The 20,772-nt window shown below is 66.5% G+C and carries 24 protein-coding genes; 12 read left to right on the forward strand and 12 right to left on the reverse strand.

What is annotated here, in order from left to right:
* Positions 1-97: 97 nt before the first annotated feature.
* Complete coding sequence (locus tag ACFOPO_RS04100) at positions 98-955, forward strand: PA4780 family RIO1-like protein kinase (RefSeq protein ID WP_386701104.1); 858 nt, start codon at positions 98-100, stop codon at positions 953-955.
* 10 nt (positions 956-965) lie between these two features.
* Positions 966-1,436 carry a DUF1456 family protein gene (locus tag ACFOPO_RS04105; RefSeq protein ID WP_386701106.1) on the forward strand — a complete coding sequence of 157 codons (471 nt, stop codon included), beginning with the start codon at positions 966-968 and terminating at the stop codon, positions 1,434-1,436.
* Between the two features lie 254 nt (positions 1,437-1,690).
* On the opposite strand, the gene ACFOPO_RS04110 is transcribed toward ACFOPO_RS04105, so the two are convergent.
* Positions 1,691-2,416, reverse strand: a complete 726-nt coding sequence (locus ACFOPO_RS04110) for an rRNA pseudouridine synthase (protein ID WP_386701109.1) — start codon at positions 2,414-2,416, stop codon at positions 1,691-1,693.
* A 135-nt stretch (positions 2,417-2,551) separates the two neighbouring features.
* Here ACFOPO_RS04110 and ACFOPO_RS04115 point away from each other — a divergent pair, with 135 nt between their 5' ends.
* Positions 2,552-2,857: a hypothetical protein gene (locus tag ACFOPO_RS04115; protein WP_386701111.1), complete on the forward strand. Its 306-nt coding sequence runs from the start codon at positions 2,552-2,554 to the stop codon at positions 2,855-2,857.
* A 3-nt stretch (positions 2,858-2,860) separates the two neighbouring features.
* Here ACFOPO_RS04115 and ACFOPO_RS04120 read toward each other — a convergent pair whose 3' ends face one another.
* The 5 genes from ACFOPO_RS04120 to ACFOPO_RS04140 form a co-directional block, all read right to left on the reverse strand.
* On the reverse strand, positions 2,861-3,751 hold the full coding sequence (locus ACFOPO_RS04120) for a hypothetical protein (RefSeq protein WP_386701113.1): 891 nt from the start codon (positions 3,749-3,751) through the stop codon (positions 2,861-2,863).
* Positions 3,752-3,757: 6 nt separating this feature from the next.
* Entirely contained in the window at positions 3,758-4,417 is a 660-nt protein-coding gene (locus ACFOPO_RS04125) for a glutathione S-transferase family protein (RefSeq protein ID WP_386701115.1), read from the reverse strand.
* 99 nt (positions 4,418-4,516) lie between these two features.
* Complete coding sequence (locus ACFOPO_RS04130; protein WP_386701117.1) at positions 4,517-5,326, reverse strand: TIGR04325 family methyltransferase; 810 nt, start codon at positions 5,324-5,326, stop codon at positions 4,517-4,519.
* Between the two features lie 110 nt (positions 5,327-5,436).
* Complete coding sequence (locus tag ACFOPO_RS04135) at positions 5,437-6,507, reverse strand: tetratricopeptide repeat protein (RefSeq protein ID WP_386701119.1); 1,071 nt, start codon at positions 6,505-6,507, stop codon at positions 5,437-5,439.
* Between the two features lie 121 nt (positions 6,508-6,628).
* The gene (locus ACFOPO_RS04140) at positions 6,629-7,063 is read right to left on the reverse strand and encodes an SET domain-containing protein-lysine N-methyltransferase (protein ID WP_386701121.1); all 435 of its coding nucleotides are present in this window, start codon (positions 7,061-7,063) and stop codon (positions 6,629-6,631) included.
* Between the two features lie 85 nt (positions 7,064-7,148).
* Between ACFOPO_RS04140 and ACFOPO_RS04145 the strand changes: the two genes are divergently transcribed.
* Entirely contained in the window at positions 7,149-7,415 is a 267-nt protein-coding gene (locus ACFOPO_RS04145) for a DksA/TraR family C4-type zinc finger protein (RefSeq protein WP_200605624.1), read from the forward strand.
* A gap of 7 nt (positions 7,416-7,422) precedes the next feature.
* Here the strand turns inward: ACFOPO_RS04145 and ACFOPO_RS04150 are convergent, their stop codons facing one another.
* The 5 genes from ACFOPO_RS04150 to ACFOPO_RS04170 form a co-directional block, all read right to left on the reverse strand.
* Positions 7,423-7,791 carry a VOC family protein gene (locus ACFOPO_RS04150; protein WP_386701123.1) on the reverse strand — a complete coding sequence of 123 codons (369 nt, stop codon included), beginning with the start codon at positions 7,789-7,791 and terminating at the stop codon, positions 7,423-7,425.
* 105 nt (positions 7,792-7,896) lie between these two features.
* Entirely contained in the window at positions 7,897-8,376 is a 480-nt protein-coding gene (locus ACFOPO_RS04155; protein WP_386701125.1) for a GNAT family N-acetyltransferase, read from the reverse strand.
* Between the two features lie 54 nt (positions 8,377-8,430).
* Complete coding sequence (locus ACFOPO_RS04160) at positions 8,431-10,101, reverse strand: GMC family oxidoreductase (protein ID WP_386701128.1); 1,671 nt, start codon at positions 10,099-10,101, stop codon at positions 8,431-8,433.
* A 197-nt stretch (positions 10,102-10,298) separates the two neighbouring features.
* Complete coding sequence (locus ACFOPO_RS04165; protein ID WP_386701130.1) at positions 10,299-12,179, reverse strand: M56 family metallopeptidase; 1,881 nt, start codon at positions 12,177-12,179, stop codon at positions 10,299-10,301.
* Entirely contained in the window at positions 12,172-12,561 is a 390-nt protein-coding gene (locus ACFOPO_RS04170; RefSeq protein ID WP_386701132.1) for a BlaI/MecI/CopY family transcriptional regulator, read from the reverse strand. Before ACFOPO_RS04170 ends, ACFOPO_RS04165 begins: the two co-directional genes overlap by 8 nt.
* Positions 12,562-12,741: 180 nt before the next feature.
* Between ACFOPO_RS04170 and ACFOPO_RS04175 the strand changes: the two genes are divergently transcribed.
* Both ACFOPO_RS04175 and ACFOPO_RS04180 read left to right on the forward strand, forming a co-directional pair.
* A complete protein-coding gene (locus tag ACFOPO_RS04175) occupies positions 12,742-13,221 on the forward strand; it encodes a hypothetical protein (protein ID WP_386701134.1) in 480 nt (159 codons plus the stop codon).
* A gap of 176 nt (positions 13,222-13,397) precedes the next feature.
* Positions 13,398-14,507 carry a serine hydrolase domain-containing protein gene (locus tag ACFOPO_RS04180; protein ID WP_386701136.1) on the forward strand — a complete coding sequence of 370 codons (1,110 nt, stop codon included), beginning with the start codon at positions 13,398-13,400 and terminating at the stop codon, positions 14,505-14,507.
* Here ACFOPO_RS04180 and ACFOPO_RS04185 read toward each other — a convergent pair.
* On the reverse strand, positions 14,504-15,004 hold the full coding sequence (locus ACFOPO_RS04185) for a VOC family protein (RefSeq protein ID WP_386701138.1): 501 nt from the start codon (positions 15,002-15,004) through the stop codon (positions 14,504-14,506). The genes ACFOPO_RS04180 and ACFOPO_RS04185 overlap by 4 nt on opposite strands.
* A 186-nt stretch (positions 15,005-15,190) precedes the next feature.
* Here ACFOPO_RS04185 and ACFOPO_RS04190 point away from each other — a divergent pair, with 186 nt between their 5' ends.
* The 6 genes from ACFOPO_RS04190 to ACFOPO_RS04215 all read left to right on the forward strand — a co-directional run bounded on the left by ACFOPO_RS04190 (position 15,191) and on the right by ACFOPO_RS04215 (position 20,750).
* Positions 15,191-15,559, forward strand: a complete 369-nt coding sequence (locus ACFOPO_RS04190) for a VOC family protein (protein ID WP_386701140.1) — start codon at positions 15,191-15,193, stop codon at positions 15,557-15,559.
* Between the two features lie 10 nt (positions 15,560-15,569).
* A complete protein-coding gene (locus tag ACFOPO_RS04195; RefSeq protein WP_386701142.1) occupies positions 15,570-16,343 on the forward strand; it encodes a DNA alkylation repair protein in 774 nt (257 codons plus the stop codon).
* 81 nt (positions 16,344-16,424) lie between these two features.
* Positions 16,425-17,831: a M20/M25/M40 family metallo-hydrolase gene (locus ACFOPO_RS04200; RefSeq protein ID WP_386701144.1), complete on the forward strand. Its 1,407-nt coding sequence runs from the start codon at positions 16,425-16,427 to the stop codon at positions 17,829-17,831.
* Positions 17,832-18,125: 294 nt separating this feature from the next.
* The gene (locus tag ACFOPO_RS04205; RefSeq protein ID WP_386701146.1) at positions 18,126-18,536 is read left to right on the forward strand and encodes a hypothetical protein; all 411 of its coding nucleotides are present in this window, start codon (positions 18,126-18,128) and stop codon (positions 18,534-18,536) included.
* A gap of 2 nt (positions 18,537-18,538) precedes the next feature.
* Complete coding sequence (locus ACFOPO_RS04210; RefSeq protein WP_386701148.1) at positions 18,539-19,051, forward strand: YidH family protein; 513 nt, start codon at positions 18,539-18,541, stop codon at positions 19,049-19,051.
* A gap of 97 nt (positions 19,052-19,148) precedes the next feature.
* Complete coding sequence (locus ACFOPO_RS04215) at positions 19,149-20,750, forward strand: arylsulfatase (protein WP_386701150.1); 1,602 nt, start codon at positions 19,149-19,151, stop codon at positions 20,748-20,750.
* Positions 20,751-20,772 lie beyond the last annotated feature (22 nt).

Raw genomic sequence — 20,772 nt, forward strand, 5'->3', positions numbered from 1 at the left:
GGGCCAGCGGGCAGCCCCGGGGCGCCCGAGGGGGCCGCGCGTGCGAGAATGCCGGCCCACCGCGCCTACCCCCACCTGCGGCAACTCCCCGGATTCCATGAAGACCCCTACCGCGCTGCAGGCGCTGATTGACGACGGCGTGATCGACGAGGTTCTGCGTCCGCTCAAGAGCGGCAAGGAAGCGGCGGTGTTCGTGGTCCGCAGCGGCGACGACGTGCGCTGCGCGAAGGTCTACAAGGACATGGCGCAGCGTAGCTTCCAGCAGCGCGTGCAGTACCAGGAAGGCCGCAAGGTGCGCGGCAGCCGCGAGGCGCGTGCGATTGGCAAGGCCAGCAAGTACGGCCGCAAGCAGCAGGAAACCGCCTGGAAGAACACCGAGGTGGACGCGCTGTACCAGCTGCGCGAGGCGGGCGTGCGCGTGCCCGAGCCGCATGGCTATTTCCATGGCGTGCTGGTGATGGAACTGGTCACCGATGCGGAAGGGTTTTCGGCACCGCGCCTGGGCGAGGTCGAGCTGAGCCCGGAACAGGCACGCGAGTTCCACGCGGTGCTGGTGCGCCAGGTGGTGCTGATGCTGTGCTGCGGCCTCATCCACGGCGACCTGTCGCCGTACAACGTCCTGGTCGGTCCGGAAGGCCCGGTGGTGATCGACTTCCCGCAGGTGGTCAGCGCCGCCGGCAACAACGCCGCCCGGCAGATGCTGTTGCGCGACGTCAACAACCTCACCGCCTACCTGGGGCGCTGGGCGCCGGAGTTGTTCGACACCTGGTATGGCGAGGAAATGTGGGCGCTGTTCGAGGCCGGTGACCTGCATACCGACTCCGCACTGACCGGCAAGTTCACGTATGACGAGCGCCGCGTCGACCTCGACAGCGTCCGCGACGCGATCAACGAGGCCCGCGACGAGGCGCTGATCCGCCAGCAGGGCCGCGAAGCCGCTGAGATGGCCGACTGAGGGCCCGACCATGATCAACAACGACGTACTGCGCAGCATCCGTTACATGCTCGACCTGAGCGACATCAAGGTCGTGGAGATCACCAAACTGGCCGATCCGGAGTTCCCGATCGAGAAGGCCGACGTGCTGGCGTTCCTGCGGCGCGAGGATGATCCGGAGTACGTGGAGTGCAGCGGCAAGGTGCTCGCGCATTTCCTCGACGGCCTGGTGATCTACCAGCGCGGCCGCGACGAGAGCCTTCCGCCGCGCCCGGTCGAAAAGCGGGTGAACAACAACGTGGTGCTCAAGAAGCTGCGCGTGGCCTTCGAGATGAAGGACACCGACATGCACGAGACGTTTGCGGCGGCAGGATTCCCGGTGTCGAAGCCGGAACTGACGGCGCTGTTCCGGCAGAGCACGCACAAGAACTTCCGCCTGTGCGGCGACCAGATGCTGCGCAATTTCCTCAAGGGACTGACGCTGCGCGTGCGCGGCGGCTGACATGCCGTCATCCCGGCGAATGCCGGGATCCAGGCCGACAAGGTGTCAGTTTCATGACGTCATTCCCGCGAAGGCGGGAATCCAGGGACGTTGCTTTTGGCTGGAAAGGGTACGGGCCTGGATCCCGGCGTTCGCCGGGATGACGGCGCTGGGGGGATGACGGCGCTGGGGGGATGACGGTGCTGGGGGGATGACGGTGCTGGGGGGATGACGGTGCTGGGGGGATGACGGTGCTGCGGGGATGACGGTGAGGGCTAGAACTTCTCGCCGACCGGCAAGTAGCGCCATGCGCCCACCGGCATCTTCGCCAGCGGGATCTTGCCGATGCGGATGCGGCGGATCGCCACGACATCCAGCCCGACCTGCGCGCACATGTCCTGCAACTGCCCGGGGCGCGCGGCCTTGATCGCGAAACGCAGGCGGATCTCGTTCTGCCAGCTGACCTTGCACGGCGCCAGTTCGCGGCCCTGGAAACGCAGTCCGCCGTTGTTGAGGCGGTGCAGTCCATAGGGCGCGATCTCGCCGGATACCTCGACGACGTACTCGTGCTCGATCTGGTCGGCGTCCTCGGTGAGCCGTCGCCACACGCGGCCGTCCTGGGTGAGCACCATCAGGCCACTGGCGTCTCGGTCGAGCGGCACCAGCGGCGTCAGCCGGATGAAGTGCCGTTGCAGCAGGCGCACGCCGGTCGGGTCGTCGGCCCAGCGCGTGGCCGGCGTCACCATTCCCGCGGCTTCCGTGCGACCGCTGATCGCATCCACGCCGACGGGTTTGTGGAACAGGATCGTGGCCGGTTGCGGGGGCTCGAGCACCGCCTCGGGGTCGAGCTCCACGGTCTCATCCGACACCATGTGCTGCGGGGCCTCGATCACCACGCCGTTGACCAGCACCCAGCCGCCTTCGATGTAGCTCTCGGCATCGGCGCGCGAGCAGCCAGCCAGTTCGGCGACGCGGCGGGAGAGGCGGACGGGTTCGGACACGGGAGGGCCAGGCGGGACGGGTGCGTAGTGTAGGGACTATGACGCCGGCCGGGGGCGAGCGTTCATACATCCACGCCGGGATCACGCCGACCTTCCAAGACTGCGCGTTCATCCAGTACCGATTGGAGTCGCGCCATGGAGCCCAGTGCCGTTACCAATGCCGCCTACACCGGCAGCACGTTTTTGTGGGCGTGCGTGTTCATATTCGCCCTGATCCTGTCCGTCCTGTGGATCCTGGTGCCGTTCGCGGTGTTCGGCATCAAGGGTTTGTTGCGCCGCATCGCGCGCAGCCTGGAGGTGATCGAACAGCAGAACATCGACCTGCTCGCGCAGTCGCGTCTGCCACGGCCGTCGGAAACGGTGGACAGGGTGGTGTACCGCGATGTGCGCCCCGATGGCACCGTCGTCGTGCGGGAAGAGCGCACGGTGCCGCCCGTCTGAGGGTCAGTAGAACGCAATGCCGGGCCGCAGCAGCAGCTGGAACACGAGCAGCAACCCGACGACGGCCAACAGCAGCCAGCGCGTCGATCCCGTGCCCATGCCGCGAGTCTCGATGGCGTCCAGGCGCCACGCGCCGGCCTGCATCCAGGCCACGCCAATCCACGCAACCAGCACCGGCAGCAGCACGACCTCGAGCGCTTCGCGTGGTACCCGGAACGGGATCACCAGCACCGTGCCCAGGATCGCCGGCAGCGTCGCCACCTGGAACATGAAGCGGGTGCGCGATCGCGGCGTGGCGATGCGCGACGGTGGGTCGGCAAGGCCGAGCAACGGACGCGCGAGCCACATGGCCGCCAGCGGCATCGCGAGCAGTGCAGCCAGCGCCGATACCGTCTTCACCCACGGCGCCAGCTGCAGGTAGTCCATCGCCATGCCGACATCGCTGCCGCCACTGAGCGCGCCGATGACGACCTGCGGCAACGCCATGAACAGTCCGCAGTACGCCATCCACACCAGGAACAGGCGCAGCGTCGTGCCGCGCGCATGCCGCAGCAGCCCCATGCAAACCAACGCTGCCAGCACCGTCGCCAGTGCGCCGGTGCCCTGGAACAGGCTGGCCAGCGGGTTGTCGCCAACCCACTTGTGGTTGTTGTGGAACAGCGTCGGCTGCAGTCCGGGTGTCAGCGCCTTCGGGAGCACCAGGAGCAGCTCCTGGATGAAGAAGGTGAGGTTGAAGGCGAGGGTGTAGAGCAGTGTCGAGTGGATGGTCAGCGACCGGTCCCAGGCGGGAACCGTTGAAGGTTCCCCGCGTGGTGATCGCAACAGGCCCATCGATGCAAGCACCAGGGGGCCGACCAGCAGGACGAGTGCGACTGCGACGACGATGACTGACATGGGGTCTTAGTCGCGATCCGGCGCACCGAGCGGGAAGAACGACCGATAGGGCCGGGCCTCGTCGACTGCGCGCGCGAACGACGGCCGTGCCAGCAGGCGTCGGCGGTAGGCGTGAACGGTGGGAAATGCATCGCTGATCGCATGCGTCCAGTCGGCGTAGAACAGGAACGGCGCCGCGCCGCAATCGGCCAGGCTGAAGTGCTCGCCAGCAGCCCATTGCCGGCCCTGCATCCGGTCTTCAAGCCACGCGTAGGAGGTTTCGAGCATCGCGCGGGCTTCGGCAACGCCGTAGGGGTCGCGATCCTGCGGCTGGCGGATCGCGTCGAAGACGATCTTCTGCTGCGGCGTGGAGACGTAGTTGTCGAAGAAGCGGTCCATCAGGCGCACTTCCAGCGCCTCGCGGGGATCGTCGGGAACCAGCTGCACCGGGCCGGGGTGGTACAGCGCCAGGTGCTCGATGATGCAACTGGCTTCGATGACCGAGCGGTCGCCGTCGACCAGCACGGGGAAACGGCGCATCGGCCATAGCCGCGTGAGCTCGCGCATCGCCGGGCCTTCGGGATCGTCGAGCAGGCGGAACTCGAACGGCGTGCCGTTCTCGTAGAGCGCGGTCAGGGCCTTCTGGCAGTACGACGAGAACGGGTGGGCGTAAAGCTGCAGGGCCATCTGGCGGGTTCCTGGGGCAGGGTGTTGATGGTGCGACGAACGGGCGGGGCCCGATTCGACACACGATCGCACACCCACCTCAGATCACGCCCCTTCAAATCACGCCCGCTTGAAATAGAACCCGCTGTAGTGATCGATCGTGCAGGCGGGTTCGAACGGCACCTTCAGGAAGCGCTCCCGCGACTGCCACTGGTCAGCGACGACATAGCCCAGCTTCGCCATCGACTCGATCAGCTCGGGCTTGGCCATCACCCGGTACGGCAGCACTGCCTTGCCGATGTTCTGCAAGGTGATGTAACCCTGATTGGGGTGCAGCGGGGTCAGGTTGACCAGCACATGCGGCGGCGGGCTCTCCAGTCGCGCGAGCAGCTCGGGCAGCGTGTAGTCCAGGTACTGCAGCGCGCCGCTGCTGATCAGCACGTCGTGGCCGCTGGCGGCGTCGGGCGCGTCGGCAAACTGGAGCTGGCCTTCCGGGTCGTACTGTTCCGCCCAGGCGCGGCCGGCGTCGACCACGGCCGGCACGTCGTGGACGCACCACTGCAGTGTCTGCGGATAGCTCAGGTAGCGGCGGAAGCCGTAGTAGCTCACGCCGATGTGGCCGCCCAGGTCGAAGATGCGGTGCCGACCGTCGGCAAACAATCGCGACAGCCAGTGCACCACCGGGTAGTCGCTGACACGGATGGTGCTGTGGCGATCGAGGTACATATCGCCGGCGCCGGGCTGGTCGTAGGTGGTTGGCAGCGAGGGAGCGGCGGCGAGCGCATCTGCGCGCGAGTCGAACACGCCGAAGTAGGCGTTGCCGTCACGGTAGGGGCGGCTGAACATCCGCCGGTAGAGGGGCTTGGCCAGGGCACGCAGACCGGGCAGCTCCGCGCTCTCGTTGGCGATCCTGCGAAGCTTGTTCTTCATCCATGCCAGTTCATGCGCCATTGTCTTCCCCACACTGAGTCCCCGTTAGACAAGGCAAACGCAAAGGGCGTGGGGAAGGGGACGCGTGTTGGGGATATGGGCCGGCGCGATTATTGCCGCAGGCTGTCGAGCTGCCTCAGGTTGTCGAGCTTGGCCCGGTTGGCGGCACGGGTGTCGCCGTCCCGCAGGGACTGGGCGCGGGCCAGGGCCTTGGCGGCACGCCGGGTATCGCCAGCGCCCACGTAGGCGCGCGCCAATGCCGAGTAGAAGCGGGGTTCTTCGCCGAACAGCCGGATCGCCTTGCGGTAATGGCGGATGGCCAGGTCGAACTCGCCGGCACGCTCGTGGTTCATCGCCAGCAGGAAGTGGTGGAACGGGTCCTTCTCCTGGATGCGGGCGAGCCGGCGGCGATAGTCGGCTTCCCCCTTGGCGTCGCCGCGGCGGTGCGCCAGCCCTGCCATGTTGAACAGCGCATTGGTGTTGTGGGGGTCGAGCGACAGCGCCTTCACGTAATAGCCGTCGGCCGCTTCGGTGTCACCGTTGCGCACTGCGATCACGCCCGCGTTGCTCCAGTGGTTGGCGTAGCCGGGGTCCAGCGCGATGGCCTGGTCGATGTCGCGTTTGGCGGCGACCAGGTCCATCCGTTCCATCGCGGCGATGCCGAGGTTGTTGTAGAAGTGCCCATACAGGCGCGCCTGGCTGATCGGCTGGGGCGGGAAACCCATCACGGCATCGCGGGCCACGTCGACGCTGTACTGGCGTCCGGAAATCCGCACGACGGCGTTGACGTGGTTGCTTCGGTAGAGCGTGCCTTCCGCCTGGCGCCAGGCCAGTGTCTGCACCATCTCCTGCGGCGCCGCATCGAGGCCGGCTTCGTGGGCCAGCGCGAGGAACAGCAGGGTGAAGGTCAGGCAGTTCGCTTCCCGCGTGGCATAAGCCTCGGCGACGGTCGTGGTCGCGCTCTCGCGGTAGGTCATGCCCAGGCCCTGCTCACCGAAGAGGAATTCGACGGTGCGATCCAGCCGTGCCTGCTGCGTGCGGTGGCCGTCGAGGACTTCCGCCTGGTAGCGCGACTTGAGTTCCGCGGGCAGCGCCATGATCTGTGCCGGCGGCGTTGCGTCGGCGACTGTGGGTGCCGGTGCGGCGAGTGCCAGCGTCGCGGCGATGACCCAGGTGAACATGGCCAGACCCTTCGCGCCGGAGGCGCCAGATGGGCTGGGGTGAGTTTAGTCCTGCCGGGGCAGGTTGGCGTGAGTGCACAACGTCATGCTCGGATCGGCACATTCCGCTTGTGGGCGCCCCTCAGCGCAGCCGGCGCCCCTCACCGCTGTCGCGGTACCCGGCCGGGACCGGTTGGGCCAGGTAGTCCATCGTGAACTCTTCCCCGGCGGCGACCGCCGCGCAGGTGCGCATCGTCCGCCCGTCGTCGTCGATGGCAACGTTGGGCGCGGCACTGTGGTTGATGTAGCCATAGCTGGTGCGGATGCCACGCACGAGCAGCCGGGTCGGATCCAGCGCGTTCCATTCCAGTGCATCGATCACGCCGGGGAATGCCGCCACGTCGACGACCTGGCCATCGAGCACGCACAGCACTTCGCCGATGTCCCGCGCACGGGTGGAGAACAGGCCGCGGCCGTGGACGGCGCTGGCGCCGACGACCGCGTCCGCCACGGTCGGCAGGCAGGGCGCACCGCCGAGCAGGCGTGTCGCCAGCAGGTCGATTTCGTCGATGGCCATGGCTCCTCCGCAGCAGGTGGGTTGTTTCCGGGAATTCAGGTCGAGGGGGATATGCTCGCCCCCTCGATCCACAGGAGACGATCCCATGGCCACTGGTTGGGCAGGCGACGGCGCCGTTCAGGACCAGATCGACGCGACCATCAAGGACGCCATCGAGCGCGCCCGCAGCCAGCTTCCGCAGGGCCCCGGCCTGGTGCACTGCGAAGAGTGCGGAAAGAAGATCCCCGAGGCGCGGCGCAAGGCGGTGCCGGGTGTTCGCCTGTGCGTCGACTGCCAGCAGGCGCACGACGAAGACCAGTCCGCCCACAGCGGTTACAACCGTCGCGGCAGCAAGGACAGCCAGCTGCGTTGAGCGCGCCTCACTTCATCGAATGAAGTCCGAACATGTTGCCCTCGGTGTCGAGGGCCAGGACGATGGAGCCGTACTGGCCGATCGAGAACTTCTCCTTGAACACCTTGCCGCCGGCAGCAGCCACGCGCGCGCCTTCGACCGCGCAGTCGTCGCTGATGAAATACACCAGCGTGCTGTTGCCGCCGGATGGAAAGCCGTCCATGTGCACCAGCGAGCCAGCGGCGCCCGGCTGGTCGGGCGCCATCGTGAAGGCCCACATTTCGATGCCGGGGCTTTCCAGTCGCTCCAGTTTTCGCCCCAGCACCGTCTCGTAGAACGCGCGGGCGCGGGGCATGTCCTGCACATAGATCTCGAACCAGCCAACCGGATTGCTCATGGTGTTGTCTCCGCCGTGGTGCGGGGATTCTGGGGCGGCGTTTCGTAGGCTGGTGTGAACCCAGCGCCAGCACGGGATCACGGCCATGGACGTCTCGGTGGCATATCAGGCAGCGTCGAGCGCGAGCGAAAAAAAGCGCGTGCCGGCAATGTGCGTGGTGTTGTACGGCGCGATCTCGACGAAGCCGAGTTGGCGATACAGGGCCTGGGCCGATTCCATGCTGGCCAGTGTGTCGAGCCGGAGTTCGCGATAACCGGCCTCGCGCGCTGCGTCGATCACGGCTTCGACCAGGCGCCTGCCAAGCCCGATGCCCTGGAAGGCCGGACGCACGTAGAGCCGCTTCATCTCGCCCGTTGTCGCATCCAGCGGTCGCAATGCGACGCAGCCGGCGACGTCATCGCCGATGCGCGCGACCAGCAGCGCGCCGCCAGGTGGCGCATAGGGTGCAGGCAGCGCCGCCAGCTCGGACGAGAATCCCTGGTACTCCAGGTCGGTCCCGATGGCTTCGGCGTACTCGCGGAACAGCTCGCGTGCGGTCGCCACCAGTTCGGGGCCACGCACCTGAGTGAGCGTCAGTCCTTCCATTGGGCCGACGCTAACACCGGCGCCGCGAGCCGGACAAGAACAGTGGATCGGGTTTCAGCCCCCCAGTAGCGGCGCGGCCTGTTCCAGGCGTTGTCGCAGCTGTTCGGCCAGGCGCAGGCTCAGGGCGATGATGGTGAAAGTCGGGAACGCCCAGCTGCCGGTCGGGAACACCGAGCTTCCGGCGATGTGCAGGTTGCCGATGCCGTGCACCTGGCAGTTGCGATCGACCACGCCCAGCTCGGGTGCATCGGCCATGCGCGTGGTGCCCATGTGATGCGACGTGCCGAACACCTGTGGCACGCCGTTCTCTTCGTCCAGCCACGGTTCCGGCCGGAACTCGCCGTTGCTCACGCGCGCCATTTCGGTGCCGAACAACCTGGCGGCGGTGCGATAGGTGTGGCGGTCCAGTTCGGTCAGGCGCCAGTCGACGCTGACCTTGCGCAGCCCGAGCGCGTCGCGCTCTTCGCCCAGGGTGATCCGGCTGTCGCGGTTGGGAACCTGCTCGAAGTAGCCGACCAGGTCGACGCGTTCGGTCTTCACCGTGGGTTTGCGGGTGAGCTTGCGGCCGAAGGCCATGGCGATATCGGCGGCACCGAGGCCGGCGCGCAGCGTCAGGGACGCGATGTCGTCGTCGGAGGGGCGCGACTTGGCGATGTAATCGGGCTCGCCATTCTTGCGGCCGCACACGCGCGCCTTGATCTCCCAGTTCTCGTGGCGCCTGCGCGCGCGCATGATCGCGCGCAGGTCACGCAGTGCCTGCAGGCCTTCGGGCACGGGTTCTTCGAACGCGAACGGCCGCACGCGTCCGCTGAGGATGCGGTGCTGGCGCTGCGCTTCGTCCGACAGGCAGATTTCCGGATGTGCCTGCGGTTTGCCCTTGGGCACGTTGCGGTCGTAAGGACGGATCACCGCTTCCGGGTCGCGCGTGTACAGCGCGCCGAGCTTGCCGCTGGGGTGGTCCATGAAATAGCGGCCGACCAGATCGTGGTCGTTGCCCAGCCCTTCGGGCCGGACCGAGTTGGACGACAGCAGCAGGCGCGCGTTCTCGATGCCGCCGCAGGCCAGCACGAAGTGACGGGCGCGGACGACGCCGCGATGGCCGTCGAGCGTGCCGATGCGCGCCTGCCGGACCGCCGCGGCGGAGGGCAGCGCCTCCAGCTCGAGCAGGTTGGCGTGCAGCAGCACGGTGATGTTGCGGGCGCGCTCGAACTCGCTGCGATAGGCCTCGCCGAAGATCATCGGGCTGCTGGCGAAGGTCTTGTGCACCAGCGAATCGGTATCGAAGGCAAGCGTCTTTCGCGACGACGGGGTGAGGAAGGTGTCTTCGCCGAGTTCATGCGACTCCAGGCCGCAGAAGGTGCGGGCCTTGAGGTAGTGCGGTTCCAGGTCGGCGAATCCGATCGGCCAGCCGCTGTCGGGCACCCAGTCGCGCGCTTCCAGGTTGGCCAGCGGTATGCAGCCGCGGCCCCAGAGATTGCAGGTGCCGCCAAAGGCGCGAAGTCGCGACGCGCCCGGATCGAACTCAGGCACGCCCACGGAGGAGCCTTCGAACAGCGCCTGGTTGCGCTCGTCGGCATCGAGACCACCGCCTTCGACGATGCAGACATTCACGCGCGTGCCCAGGAACGCCCAGGCGATGGCGAGGCCGGCCGCGCCGGCGCCGACTATGCAGATGTCGGCCTCAACGTCGGCGGGCGACGAAGCTTTCCTGTAATCGAAGATCAACTGGAGCCCCTTGTGCGGATTGATGCCGGCACAAGACGACTCGCTTGCCCCCGGCCTGCTGTAGATGAACAACGCAGCGCGGGGCGGGGAGGGGACAGTTTGCGGCGGGCTGGCGGCCGCGTCGCTCATGCCAAAGCGTTATGTGTCGCGGCAAGCCGGTCAGGGGCGGGCAGTGTCGCCCGCCCCTTGGGCATTGGTTACTGCGCGCTGTAAGCAGGTGCCGGCAGGGCCAGGCCCTTGCTGATGGCTTCGCTGATCAGCTTCTGCGTCTCGGCTTCGGCCTTGGCGACGAGCTTTTCGTGCTGCTTGCCGAGCACGTCCATCTGCGCACCCAGCGCTTCCATCGGCTTGCCGGCCTCTTCCATCTGGCGGCTCAGGGCTTCCATCGGTCCCTGGTTGGCGTCCAAGCGGCGTGCCTCGGCGTCCACGACCTTGGATTGTTCTTCCATCTGTCGCGCCAATGCATCCTGCTGTTGCGATAGGGCGTCCATCTTGGCCGAGAGCCTGTCCATTTCGGCATCGCTGGCACCGTGCATGTCGTCGGCGAGACTGGACTGGCGGTCACCGAGGTTGGACTGCTGCTCGGCAAGGGCTTCCATTTTCCGCGTCGCCGCATCCATCGCCGGGCTCGGCGTGTTGCGCTCGCTCAGCTTCTCCATCTGCGCGCCGATGGCCTCCATCTTGTTGCCGTGCACTTCCATCTGGTCGCCCAGGGCTTCCATCTGTGCGCCCAGCTTGGCGCTGTCGCGCCATGCCTCGTTCGCCCTGGCCACCGTGGCCGCATCGACGATCACGTAGGCCTTGCCGCTGCGACGGAACCAGACGAAATCGCCCTGCAGGCTGTGCCTGGCTGCTTCGATCCGCGGCAGGTCGTCGGTCGAGCCGGACATGGTCACGCCGTCGCGGTCCTTGCTGATCAGCGCATAGGCATCGCGGGTCTTGCCGGTGTGCAGCTGCAGGGTGTGGCCGCCGCCGGAGAGTGTCGGCGCAGGCTTGGATGCAAGTGCCGGTGCCGATGCAGGTGCAGGCGCAGCGGCGCGCTGCGATGCCGCGGGCTTGGCCGGGGCTTCACTCTTGATCTGGGCGTGCGCATAGAACGCCAGGCACGCAGCGGCCAGGCCGATCAGGGGGAAGGCGACGCGGCCGCTGGCGGCGCGACGGCCGGGACGGACGAGTTGTTCGATGCGGGACATCAGCTGGCCTCCATGGGCGGCTTGGGCAAGGTGCGGGTGTGCGCAGTGCGCACGGTCGAGTCGGGAGAGGTCGGACAGCTCGGACAGGGCGAGGGCGAGGCGGCGTGGCGCGCCGGTGACGTCGGCGGCGAGCTGGTCGGCGATGTGCTCGCGCTCGATGCGGATGCGACGTGACAGCCACCAGGTCACCGGGTGGTAGAACAGCAGCGCTTCGATCACGCCCTGCAGCAGGTTGACCAGGTAGTCGTGGCGGCGGATGTGCGCCAGTTCGTGCGCCAGCAATGCTTCGACCAGGTCGACGGGCATGCGCGTCAGCAGGGCCGATGGCAGCAGCACGACCGGGCGCAGCCAGCCGGCCGAGGCGGGTGAGTCGAGCGAATCGACCAGGCGCAATGCCACCGGTGTGCGCAGGCCGAATCGCGCGGCGAGGGCGTCGAGTCGTGCCTGCCATGCAGCCTGTGCGCCGCTTTGCGGCAGGCTGCGCAGGCGCTGGATCCACAGCAGGCCCGTGGCCATGCGCAGCGACAAGGTGCAGGCACCGGCCGACCAGACCAGCACGATCCAGGGCATCGCCGCTTCGATCCGCTGCGGCCAAGACATCAGTGTGGTGGTGGAAACGTCGACGGCAGCCAGGTACACCGATGCGCCGATGGCGGCCAGCGGCGCGCTGGCATCGACTGCGGCCAGCATCATCGCCAGGTGGATGGCCGGCACCAGCACGCAGGCGAGCAGGGCCAGGCAGGCCACCGCATATCGCGCTTGCGGGCGCGCGGCGTGCATCAGTTGCAGCGCCAGCGCTGCAGCCAGGCCGATCAGGGCGCCCTGCCAGATGAAGTGCAGCAGTGCGCGTCCGAGCAGCGGCACGAGGAGGGTGGGATCAGCCATCGGGGTTCTCCTTGAGGAAGCGCTTGATCTCCTCGCGCTCCTTGTCGCTGACGTGGTCGCTGAGTGCGGCCAGCACGAGGTCCTTGCCGGAGCCGGCGAAGGCCTTCTGGATGAGGTCCTTGAGCAGGTTGGTCTGCAGCGCGTCGCGTGCATGCGCGGCGGCGTAGACGTGCGAGCGCTGGCTTTCGTCGCGGGTCAGCAGGCCTTTGCCGTGCATGATCTGCATCAGGCGCAGGACGGTGGCATAGGTGAGGTCGGGGCGTTCGGCCAGGCGCTCCTGGTGGATGTCCTTCACGGTCGACGGGCCCAGGCGCCAGACCGACCGCAGCAGGTCGAGTTCGGCGGCGGTGGGTTTGGGCGGCTTGGCGGGCTTGCGCGTCATGGGTTCGCGGGGTCGTCTGGGTTCGGCTGGGAGGGACGTTATTCCAACTAGACCGGTTTGTCTAGACAGTTTTGTCTAGGTCATAAGTCATGGTGCCGGTCGTCGGGGTGGGGCCCGGGGGTGCCGGTTTGGGCCTACGATCTGGCGGGCTTTGAACCTTCACGCATGGGGAGTTCTGCGATGTCCTTGCATATGCAACGCCCGGTTGATTGGCTGCAGGTGGTGTTGGGTGGGTTGATCATCGCCATCGGCGATATCTGCTTCGCGATCACGGTCTGGTTCTCGTGGGATGCAGCCGGGATCGAAAAGGTTTTCCAGACGATCGCGGTGGGGGTTCTGGGGAAGGCGAGCTATGACGGCGGGTTGCAGTCGGCGCTGTTGGGGGCGGGGTTGCATGTGCTGATGGCGACGTCGTTCGTGGTGATCTATACGTTGGTGGCGCGGCGGGCGCCTGCTTTGCTGCGCCATCCGCTCGCGCTCGGTGCGGCGTATGGCGTGGTGTTGTATGTGGTGATGAATTTCGTGGTGATGCCGCTTTCGAGGGTGGGGCGCTCGCCTTCGTTCGAGCATCTGGACACGATCACTGCCAGCCTGGTCGCGCACATGGTGTTTGGCGTGGTTTGTGTGCTGTTTGCCAGGCGGGCTTTGGCGCGGGGCTAAGGTTTTCGTCTGCGGCGGACGCCCCTCCGGCAGTTCGTCGCCGGGTCTTCGGCCTGGGCAACCCGTCATTCCCGCGAAGGCGGGAATCCATGGACGTTGCTCTGCAACCATCGTCCGCCTGGATGTCTCCCTGTAAGCCGATGGGCGGCTGCTCGCCGCCGCCACGGGAGTGCGAGATGAAGATGTCCCTGCGTGTGTTGCTGCTCTCCGTGCTGTTCCTGTCGCCTGTAGCCATAGCGCAGGCACCGGTCAGCACGCTGGATCCGGAAGCCTTCGTTGCCGACTACGCGGCAAAGCACGATTTCAACGGCACCGTGTTGGTGAAGCGGCGCGGTGAAGTGGTCTATTCACACAGCTTCGGCGAGGCCAACATCGCGCTCGGGGTGCCCAATACGCGGCAGACCCGCTACCGCATCGCGTCCATCACCAAGCTCTTCACCGCCACGCTGGTGATGCAGCTGTACGAAGAAGAGAAGCTGGATCCCGGCCGCACCATCGCCACCTATCTGCCGGACTACGCCGGGCCGGCGGCGCAGCGGGTGACGGTGCACCAGCTGCTCAACCACACCTCCGGCATCGACAACATGGACAAGGTGACCAGCGCCGAGCAGGCCATCACCGAGGGCATTCCGGCGTACCAGCATCCGTGGACCAGCGACCAGCTCCTGTCGCGCTTCTCCAGCGGGCCGCTGGTGCATGAGCCGGGCAAGGTGTTCGACTACAACAATGGCGATTACGTCATCCTCGGCAAGATCGTCGAGCGGTTGCGCGGCAAGCCCTTCGACGAGGTGCTCGACGAGCGCATCCTCAAGCCGCTGGGCATGGCCGACAGCGGGATGCTGCGCCAGTCCGACATCGTCAAGGGCCTGGCCAGCACCTATTTCATGCGCGACGACCTCAAGCGCCTGGCCAACGACCTGCCGGTGTATCCGGAGAACTGGTACGCCGCCGGCGGGATGTATTCCACCGTCGACGACGTGCTCAGGTTCTCCGACGCGCTGTTCGCCGGTCGCCTGCTCAAGCAGGCGACACTCGCCAAGATGTTCGCCCCGGGGCTGGACGATTACGGCTACGGCGTGTGGTCGTATACGACCAAGGTGGACGGCAAGCCGTACCGCGTGGTCAAGCGGCCCGGGCAGATCATGGGCGCGCAGGCGCAGCTGTACCGCTTCCTCGATGCCGACCTGACGGTGGTGATCCTCAGCAACACGGGCACCACCGATCTCGACGAGTTTGTTGCTGCGATCGGCAAGCGCTACGTCGCGGTTCCGGCGGCGCGGCGCTAGGCATCCATCGCCCTGCGCATCTCGTTCACGTCCAGCTTCTTCATCTGCATCATCGCTTTCATTGCCTTGCCGGCGCGAACCGGGTCCGGGTCGGAGATCAGGTCGAGCATCTCCACCGGCACCACCTGCCAGGACACGCCGTACTTGTCCTTCAGCCAGCCGCACTGCTGCGCGGCCGGGTCGCCGCCTGCGGTGAGGTGCTTCCAGTAATGCTCGACCTCGTCCTGCGACTCGCAGTTGACCATCAGCGATACGGCTTCGTTGAACTTGAAGTGCGGACCGCCGTTGAGGGCCACCATGTCGCAGCCATCGAGTTTGAAATCGACGGTCAGCACCGAGCCGACCGGCCGGCCGGAGCCCTGCGAGGACGCTTCGTCGTAGCGCAGGATCTTGCCGACCGATGAATCGGGGAAGATCGACGCGTAGTAGTTGGCGGCCTCTTCGGCCTGAGAGTCGAACCAGAGGAACGGGGTGATTCGCTGGAAACGCTTGGTCATGATCGGCTCCTGTCGGGGCAGTGGACGGACGGGCGACGTGATCGCCAGTCTCCTGAGTCGACGATTGGGTGACCGTGAAATCGACATCACGGATTCATGCCGGTTCAGGGCATTGACTCGGGGCAGGGCGGGGCGTATCACCGGGCGTTCGTGTGCAGTCCCACCCCCAGACAGGGAGAGCCGGTCATGCTCAAGAAGGTCGCCTACACCATGTATCCCGTCGCCGACGTGGCGCGTGCGCGGGAGTTCTACGAGAACGCACTCGGTCTCAAGGCCGGCTCCGTGGGCAACCAGGGTGACAAGTACTGGGTCGAGTACGACCTGCCGGGCGGTGGCTGCTTCGCCCTGACCAATTTCATCGCCGACGCGCCCAGCGAATCGGCCGGCGGCACGATCGCCTTCGAAGTCGAGGACCTCGACAAGCTGGTCGCCGACCTCAAGGGACGCGGCGTGACCTTTCGCGGCGACATGATCCACAGCCCGGTGTGTCGCATGGCCGTGTGCCTGGACAGCGAAGGCAACTCGATCCTGTTGCACCAGCTCAAGGCTGCCTGAGCGCACGGCGATGCGACAGACGGTAGACACACCTGCACGCACGCGGCCGCGCAAGGCGACAGTGGCGGCGGCCGCGCCACCCGCAACGCTGGAGTCGCGCCTGGACGAGGCGATGCAGCAACTGCGCCGGCGCGCGACGAAAGCCACGCTCGAGGGCATGGCCCGCTACGCCATTCCTTCCGACCACGCCATCGGCGTGGCGATGAAGGACATCCAGGCCGTGGCCAAGGCGCTTGGCCACGACCGCGAACTGGCCCTGGCGTTGTGGGGCACCGGCGTCTACGAGGCGCGCACGCTGGCGGCCTATGTCGACGATCCGGCACGAGTGACGGCGGCGCAGATGGACCGCTGGTGCCGTGACTTCGACAACTGGGCCATCGTCGACACCGTCTGCTTCGTGCTGTTCGACCGCTCGCCGCATGCCTGGGGCAAGGTCGTGCAGTGGTCCGGCCGCCGCGACGAACTCGGCAGGCGCGCGGCATTCGCATTGCTGGCGAGCCTCGCCCTGCACGGCAGGCTGGACGATGTGGACGCCGTGGAAGGCCTGGGCCTGATCGAACGCGCAGCCAGCGACGACCGCAATTTCGTGATCAAGGGCGCAAGCTGGGCGCTGCGTTCGATCGGCCGGCGCAATGCCGGCCTGCACGCGAAAGCAATCACACTGGCCAGGCGTCTGGCGGCATCGGAGGTGGCCAGCGAACGCTGGCTGGGCAAGGACACTTTGCGTGATCTGCTCAAACCGGCCGTGGTGCAGAAGCTGGCCAAGCCTGGCCGGAAGAAATAGCCGGAACCGTGCCTCCCGGCCTTTGCTGGCGCGCCTGCGGCCCGACTACACTCGGCCGAACCTACCGCCGGGACCCGCCTGATGAAGCTTCGCGCTGCAGCTACCCTGATCGTGCTGTCCGGCCTCTACGGCCATGCCATGCCCGCCGACGCGGCGACGCCCAAAGTCGATGCGAAGACACACGACAAGGCCGTCGAACTGCTCGGCAAGGGTGTCGGCTTCCGCACGGTGATGGGGCAGGGCCAGGTGCCGGCCTACGCGCAGTACCTTGCCGATCAGCTCAAGGCCGGTGGCTTCGCTGCCGACGACGTGCAGGTGCAGAGCTACGGCGAGACCGCGGCGCTGGTCGCGCGCTATCGCGGCACCGGCGGCAAGAAGCCGATGCTGCTGTCGGCGCACATGGACGTGGTGGAGGCCAAGCCGGCCGACTGGACCCGCGATCCGTTCAAGCTGGTGACCGAAGGCGGCTACTTCTACGGCCGCGGCGTGCTCGACAACAAGTTCGATGTCTCGGTGATCGTCGCCACGCTGCTGCGGCTGAAGGCCGAAGGCTTCAAGCCGTCGCGCGACATCGTCCTGGCGCTGTCCGGCGACGAGGAAACCGCGATGGTGACCACGCGCGCGCTGAGCAAGCAGTTCCCGGATGCCGAGCTGCTGCTCAACGGCGACGCCGGCGGCGGCACGCTGTCGGCGAACGACAAGCCGGTGGCCTACAACCTGCAGGCCGCTGAAAAGACCTACGGCACGGTCACCATCGAGGTGACCAATCCCGGTGGCCACAGCAGCCGTCCGCACGCCGAGAACGCCATCTACGACCTGGCCAAGGCGCTGGACAAGCTGGCGGCGTTCCAGTTTCCGGCCCAGTCCGATGAGCTGACGCGTGCGTTCTTCCGCGCCACCGGCAAGCAGGCGTCCGGTGCGCTTGGCCAGGCGATGCTGCGCTTTGCCGAGGACCCGAAGGATGCCGAGGCGATCAAGGTCATTGCGGCCGATCCCGAATACGTCGGCATGATCCGCACCACCTGCGTGGCGACGATGCTGTCGGGTGGACATGCCGAGAACGCGCTGCCGCAGCGGGCGACGGCGACGGTCAACTGCCGCATCTTCCCGGGCGTCGCGGTCGAGGACGTGCGTCGGCAGATCGCGGACGTGGTGATCGATCCGGCGGCCAAGTATCCGGCGAAGGTGGAGATCATCGGCGAGCCGACGCAGAGCCCGGCCTCGCCGCTGCGCGACGATGTGATGGCAGCGGTGCGCAAGGCGGTCGACCGTCGCCAGCCGGGCCTGCAGATCGTGCCGCAGATGTCGCCGGGTGCGACCGACAGCCTGCACTTCCGCGCCGAGGGCATCCCGTCCTACGGCGTGTCGGGCCTCTACATGCGGCCGACCGATGACTTCGCGCATGGCCTCAACGAGCGCGTGCCGGTGTCGGCGCTCGACGGCGATCTCGATCATTGGCACACGCTGCTGACCGAGCTCGGCCGCTGATCCGCATCGTCTGACCAAACACGTGCCCAGACGCGACTGACGCGCTGGGCACGCGCATTCCAGCAGTACGAGATCGACCTGCTGCACTGCCGCGACGAAGCGCCAGATCGCGTCAAGTCACGCGAATGCCCGCCAGCCATCACGGGTCATTCACTTCGCTGACACGAACATCGACCGCGTTGTTTCCGTGGACGCGTCCCCATTCAACGTTGCGCCGGAGGTTCGGCGGCGTCCCGGTTTGCCTGTTGCGCGCAGCGAGCGCGAGCAGCCCTCTGTTGCTACACAGGGAGCGGGATGGACGGGTTCTTGAACGACGTGGTGCGCTTCTACACCGACCTGATCGGACGCACGCAGGGGCCGATGACGTTCCGGTTGTTCCTGCAGCCCGGCATGGCGCTGCTGCTGGCGTTCCGCGACGGATTCAAGGACGCCAGGATCGGTCGCCATCCGTATTTCTGGACCATCATGCATGACCCGGTGCGACGCGAAGCGTCGCTCCATGAGGGCTTCAGGGCGACCGCGCGGATCCTGATCCTCGGCCTGGTGATGGACACGATCTACCAGTACAAGGTGTTCGGCACCTTCCACGTGCTCGAGGCGCTGAACGTCGCGCTGATCCTCGGCTTCATTCCCTATTTCCTGATGCGCGGCCCGGCGGACCGGATCGCGCACTGGTGGTTGAAGCGCAAGGCCGGAGCCCTCTGACCATGACCCCCATCCTTCCCGAAGAAGGCAACCCCGAACTGCCGCTGTCGGCCAACCTGCCAAAGCCGCCGTACGACACGACCGACGAGAAATCCGTCGAGCTGTCCTCGCGCCGCACCGGGATGTCCTTCCAGCGCACGCGGATGAGTGCCGACCGCACGCTGATGTCGATCATCCGTACGGCGCTGTCACTGATCAGCTTCGGCTTCACCATCTTCCAGGTGTTCCAGAAGATGCAGGAGTCGAAGATCCTCGAGGGCAGCGGGCGCGAGCCCCGCAACTTCGGCATCGCCCTGGTCGTGCTGGGCATGGTGATGCTGACGCTCGGCATCGTCTACCACATCAACTACATGCGTGAACTGCGTGCCGAGCGTGTGCGCATGATCCAGCAGGGCCTGGTCCACGGCGAGAGCAAGTACCCGGTGTCGCTGACCCTGATCACCGCCGGCCTGCTGTGGCTGCTCGGACTGCTGGCGGCGGCCAGCATGGCCTTCAACGTTCCATTGCTGGGCTGAGCTGGCTCGCCCGGCGATCAAGAATCCAGCTTGACGTCGACTGCAGGTGGCGTGTTGCTGCGACGCGATGTCCCCACGGGTTACTGGAGGTGTAGCAATGGCAACAGCAAAGAAGGCCGCGAGCAAGGCTGCGGCAAAACCGGCAGCGACGTCCACGGCCAAGGCCAGCGGCAAGAAGCCGCCGAACATCCTCGTGATCTGGGGCGATGACATCGGCATTGCCAACCTGAGCTGCTACACGCGCGGCCTGATGGGCTACCAGACGCCGAACATCGATCGCATCGCCAGCGAAGGCATGCTCTTCACCGATTCCTATGGCGAGCAGTCCTGCACCGCAGGCCGCTCGTCGTTCATCACCGGCCAGAGCGTGTACCGTACCGGCCTGTCCAAGGTCGGCATTCCCGCTGCGCCGCAAGGGCTGCAGCCGGAGACGGTGACCACCGCCGACCTGCTCAAGGACCGCGGCTATGCCACCGGCCAGTTCGGCAAGAACCACCTGGGCGACCTCAACAAGTTCCTGCCCACGGTGCATGGTTTCGACGAGTTCTTCGGCAACCTTTACCACCTCAATGCCGAGGAAGAGCCGGAGATGGCCAACTACCCGAAGGACCCGCGCTTCCGCGAGCACTTCGGACCGCGCGGCGTGCTGCATTGCTGGGCCACCGACAAGGACGACACCACGGTGCAGGAGCGCTGGGGCAAGGTCGGCAAGCAGAAGATCAAGGACACCGGCCCGCTCACCAAGAAGCGCATGGAAACCTGCGACGACGAGTTCGTCGAGGCCGCCACCGACTTCATCAAGCGCCAGCACAAGGCCGACAAGCCGTTCTTCGTGTGGCTCAACACCACCCACATGCACCTGTTCACGCATACCAAGAAGGAAAGCCTGGGGCAGGCCGGCCGCTGGCAGTCGCCATACCACGACACGATGATCGACCACGACCGGAACGTCGGCCAGATGCTCGACCTGCTCGACGAACTCGGCATCGCCGACGACACGATCGTGATGTATTCGTCCGACAACGGTCCGCACATGAACACGTGGCCGGATGGAGGCATGACGCCGTTCCGCAGCGAGAAGAACACCAACTGGGAAGGCGCCTTCCGCGTGCCGCTGCTGGTGCGCTGGCCGGGCCACATCAAGGCCGGTTCGGTCTCCAATGAGATCGTCCAGCACCACGACTGGCTGCCGACGTTCCTGGAAGCGGCCGGTGATACCGGTGCGGCCGATCGCCTGAAGAAGGGCACGACCGTCAACGGCAAGAAGTTCAAGAACCACATCGACGGCTACAGCTTCCTGCCGTACCTGAAGGGCGAGGCCAAGGAAGGACCCCGCAAGTTCTTCTTCTACTTCAGCGATGACGGCGACGTGCTGGCGGTGCGATACGACCACTGGAAGCTCGTTTTCATCGAGCAGCGCTGCAAGGGCACGCTGCAGATATGGGCGGAGCCGTTCACCAAGCTGCGATTGCCCAAGCTCTTCAACCTTCGAATGGATCCGTACGAACGGGCAGACGTCACGTCGAATACCTACTACGACTGGTGTCTGAACAACATGTACTTCCTGTACGCGGCACAGGCGGCGGCCGCGCAGTTCGCCGCCACGTTCAAGGATTTCCCGCCGGCGCAGAAGCCGGGCAGCTTCACCATCGATGACGCCCTGTCGAAGATGGCCGAAGTTCCGTCCGGCGCCAGCTGACGCGCAACAGGTACTGAGCCCC

Origin of the sequence: Lysobacter sp. GCM10012299 (assembly GCF_042649405.1) — a bacterium.
Classification (GTDB): domain Bacteria; phylum Pseudomonadota; class Gammaproteobacteria; order Xanthomonadales; family Xanthomonadaceae; genus Lysobacter_J.

Bases quoted from the DNA above. Each gene is read 5' to 3' on its own strand.
- ACFOPO_RS04100 (WP_386701104.1), top strand. From the start codon at position 98: ATGAAGACCCCTACCGCGCTGCAGGCGCTGATTGACGACGGCGTGATC.
- ACFOPO_RS04105 (WP_386701106.1), top strand. From the start codon at position 966: ATGATCAACAACGACGTACTGCGCAGCATCCGTTACATGCTCGACCTG.
- ACFOPO_RS04115 (WP_386701111.1), top strand. From the start codon at position 2,552: ATGGAGCCCAGTGCCGTTACCAATGCCGCCTACACCGGCAGCACGTTT.
- ACFOPO_RS04120 (WP_386701113.1), bottom strand. From the start codon at position 3,751: ATGTCAGTCATCGTCGTCGCAGTCGCACTCGTCCTGCTGGTCGGCCCC.
- ACFOPO_RS04125 (WP_386701115.1), bottom strand. From the start codon at position 4,417: ATGGCCCTGCAGCTTTACGCCCACCCGTTCTCGTCGTACTGCCAGAAG.
- ACFOPO_RS04130 (WP_386701117.1), bottom strand. From the start codon at position 5,326: ATGAAGAACAAGCTTCGCAGGATCGCCAACGAGAGCGCGGAGCTGCCC.
- ACFOPO_RS04135 (WP_386701119.1), bottom strand. From the start codon at position 6,507: ATGTTCACCTGGGTCATCGCCGCGACGCTGGCACTCGCCGCACCGGCA.
- ACFOPO_RS04140 (WP_386701121.1), bottom strand. From the start codon at position 7,063: ATGGCCATCGACGAAATCGACCTGCTGGCGACACGCCTGCTCGGCGGT.
- ACFOPO_RS04145 (WP_200605624.1), top strand. From the start codon at position 7,149: ATGGCCACTGGTTGGGCAGGCGACGGCGCCGTTCAGGACCAGATCGAC.
- ACFOPO_RS04150 (WP_386701123.1), bottom strand. From the start codon at position 7,791: ATGAGCAATCCGGTTGGCTGGTTCGAGATCTATGTGCAGGACATGCCC.
- ACFOPO_RS04155 (WP_386701125.1), bottom strand. From the start codon at position 8,376: ATGGAAGGACTGACGCTCACTCAGGTGCGTGGCCCCGAACTGGTGGCG.
- ACFOPO_RS04165 (WP_386701130.1), bottom strand. From the start codon at position 12,179: ATGGCTGATCCCACCCTCCTCGTGCCGCTGCTCGGACGCGCACTGCTG.
- ACFOPO_RS04170 (WP_386701132.1), bottom strand. From the start codon at position 12,561: ATGACGCGCAAGCCCGCCAAGCCGCCCAAACCCACCGCCGCCGAACTC.
- ACFOPO_RS04175 (WP_386701134.1), top strand. From the start codon at position 12,742: ATGTCCTTGCATATGCAACGCCCGGTTGATTGGCTGCAGGTGGTGTTG.
- ACFOPO_RS04180 (WP_386701136.1), top strand. From the start codon at position 13,398: ATGAAGATGTCCCTGCGTGTGTTGCTGCTCTCCGTGCTGTTCCTGTCG.
- ACFOPO_RS04185 (WP_386701138.1), bottom strand. From the start codon at position 15,004: ATGACCAAGCGTTTCCAGCGAATCACCCCGTTCCTCTGGTTCGACTCT.
- ACFOPO_RS04190 (WP_386701140.1), top strand. From the start codon at position 15,191: ATGCTCAAGAAGGTCGCCTACACCATGTATCCCGTCGCCGACGTGGCG.
- ACFOPO_RS04195 (WP_386701142.1), top strand. From the start codon at position 15,570: ATGCGACAGACGGTAGACACACCTGCACGCACGCGGCCGCGCAAGGCG.
- ACFOPO_RS04200 (WP_386701144.1), top strand. From the start codon at position 16,425: ATGAAGCTTCGCGCTGCAGCTACCCTGATCGTGCTGTCCGGCCTCTAC.
- ACFOPO_RS04205 (WP_386701146.1), top strand. From the start codon at position 18,126: ATGGACGGGTTCTTGAACGACGTGGTGCGCTTCTACACCGACCTGATC.
- ACFOPO_RS04210 (WP_386701148.1), top strand. From the start codon at position 18,539: ATGACCCCCATCCTTCCCGAAGAAGGCAACCCCGAACTGCCGCTGTCG.
- ACFOPO_RS04215 (WP_386701150.1), top strand. From the start codon at position 19,149: ATGGCAACAGCAAAGAAGGCCGCGAGCAAGGCTGCGGCAAAACCGGCA.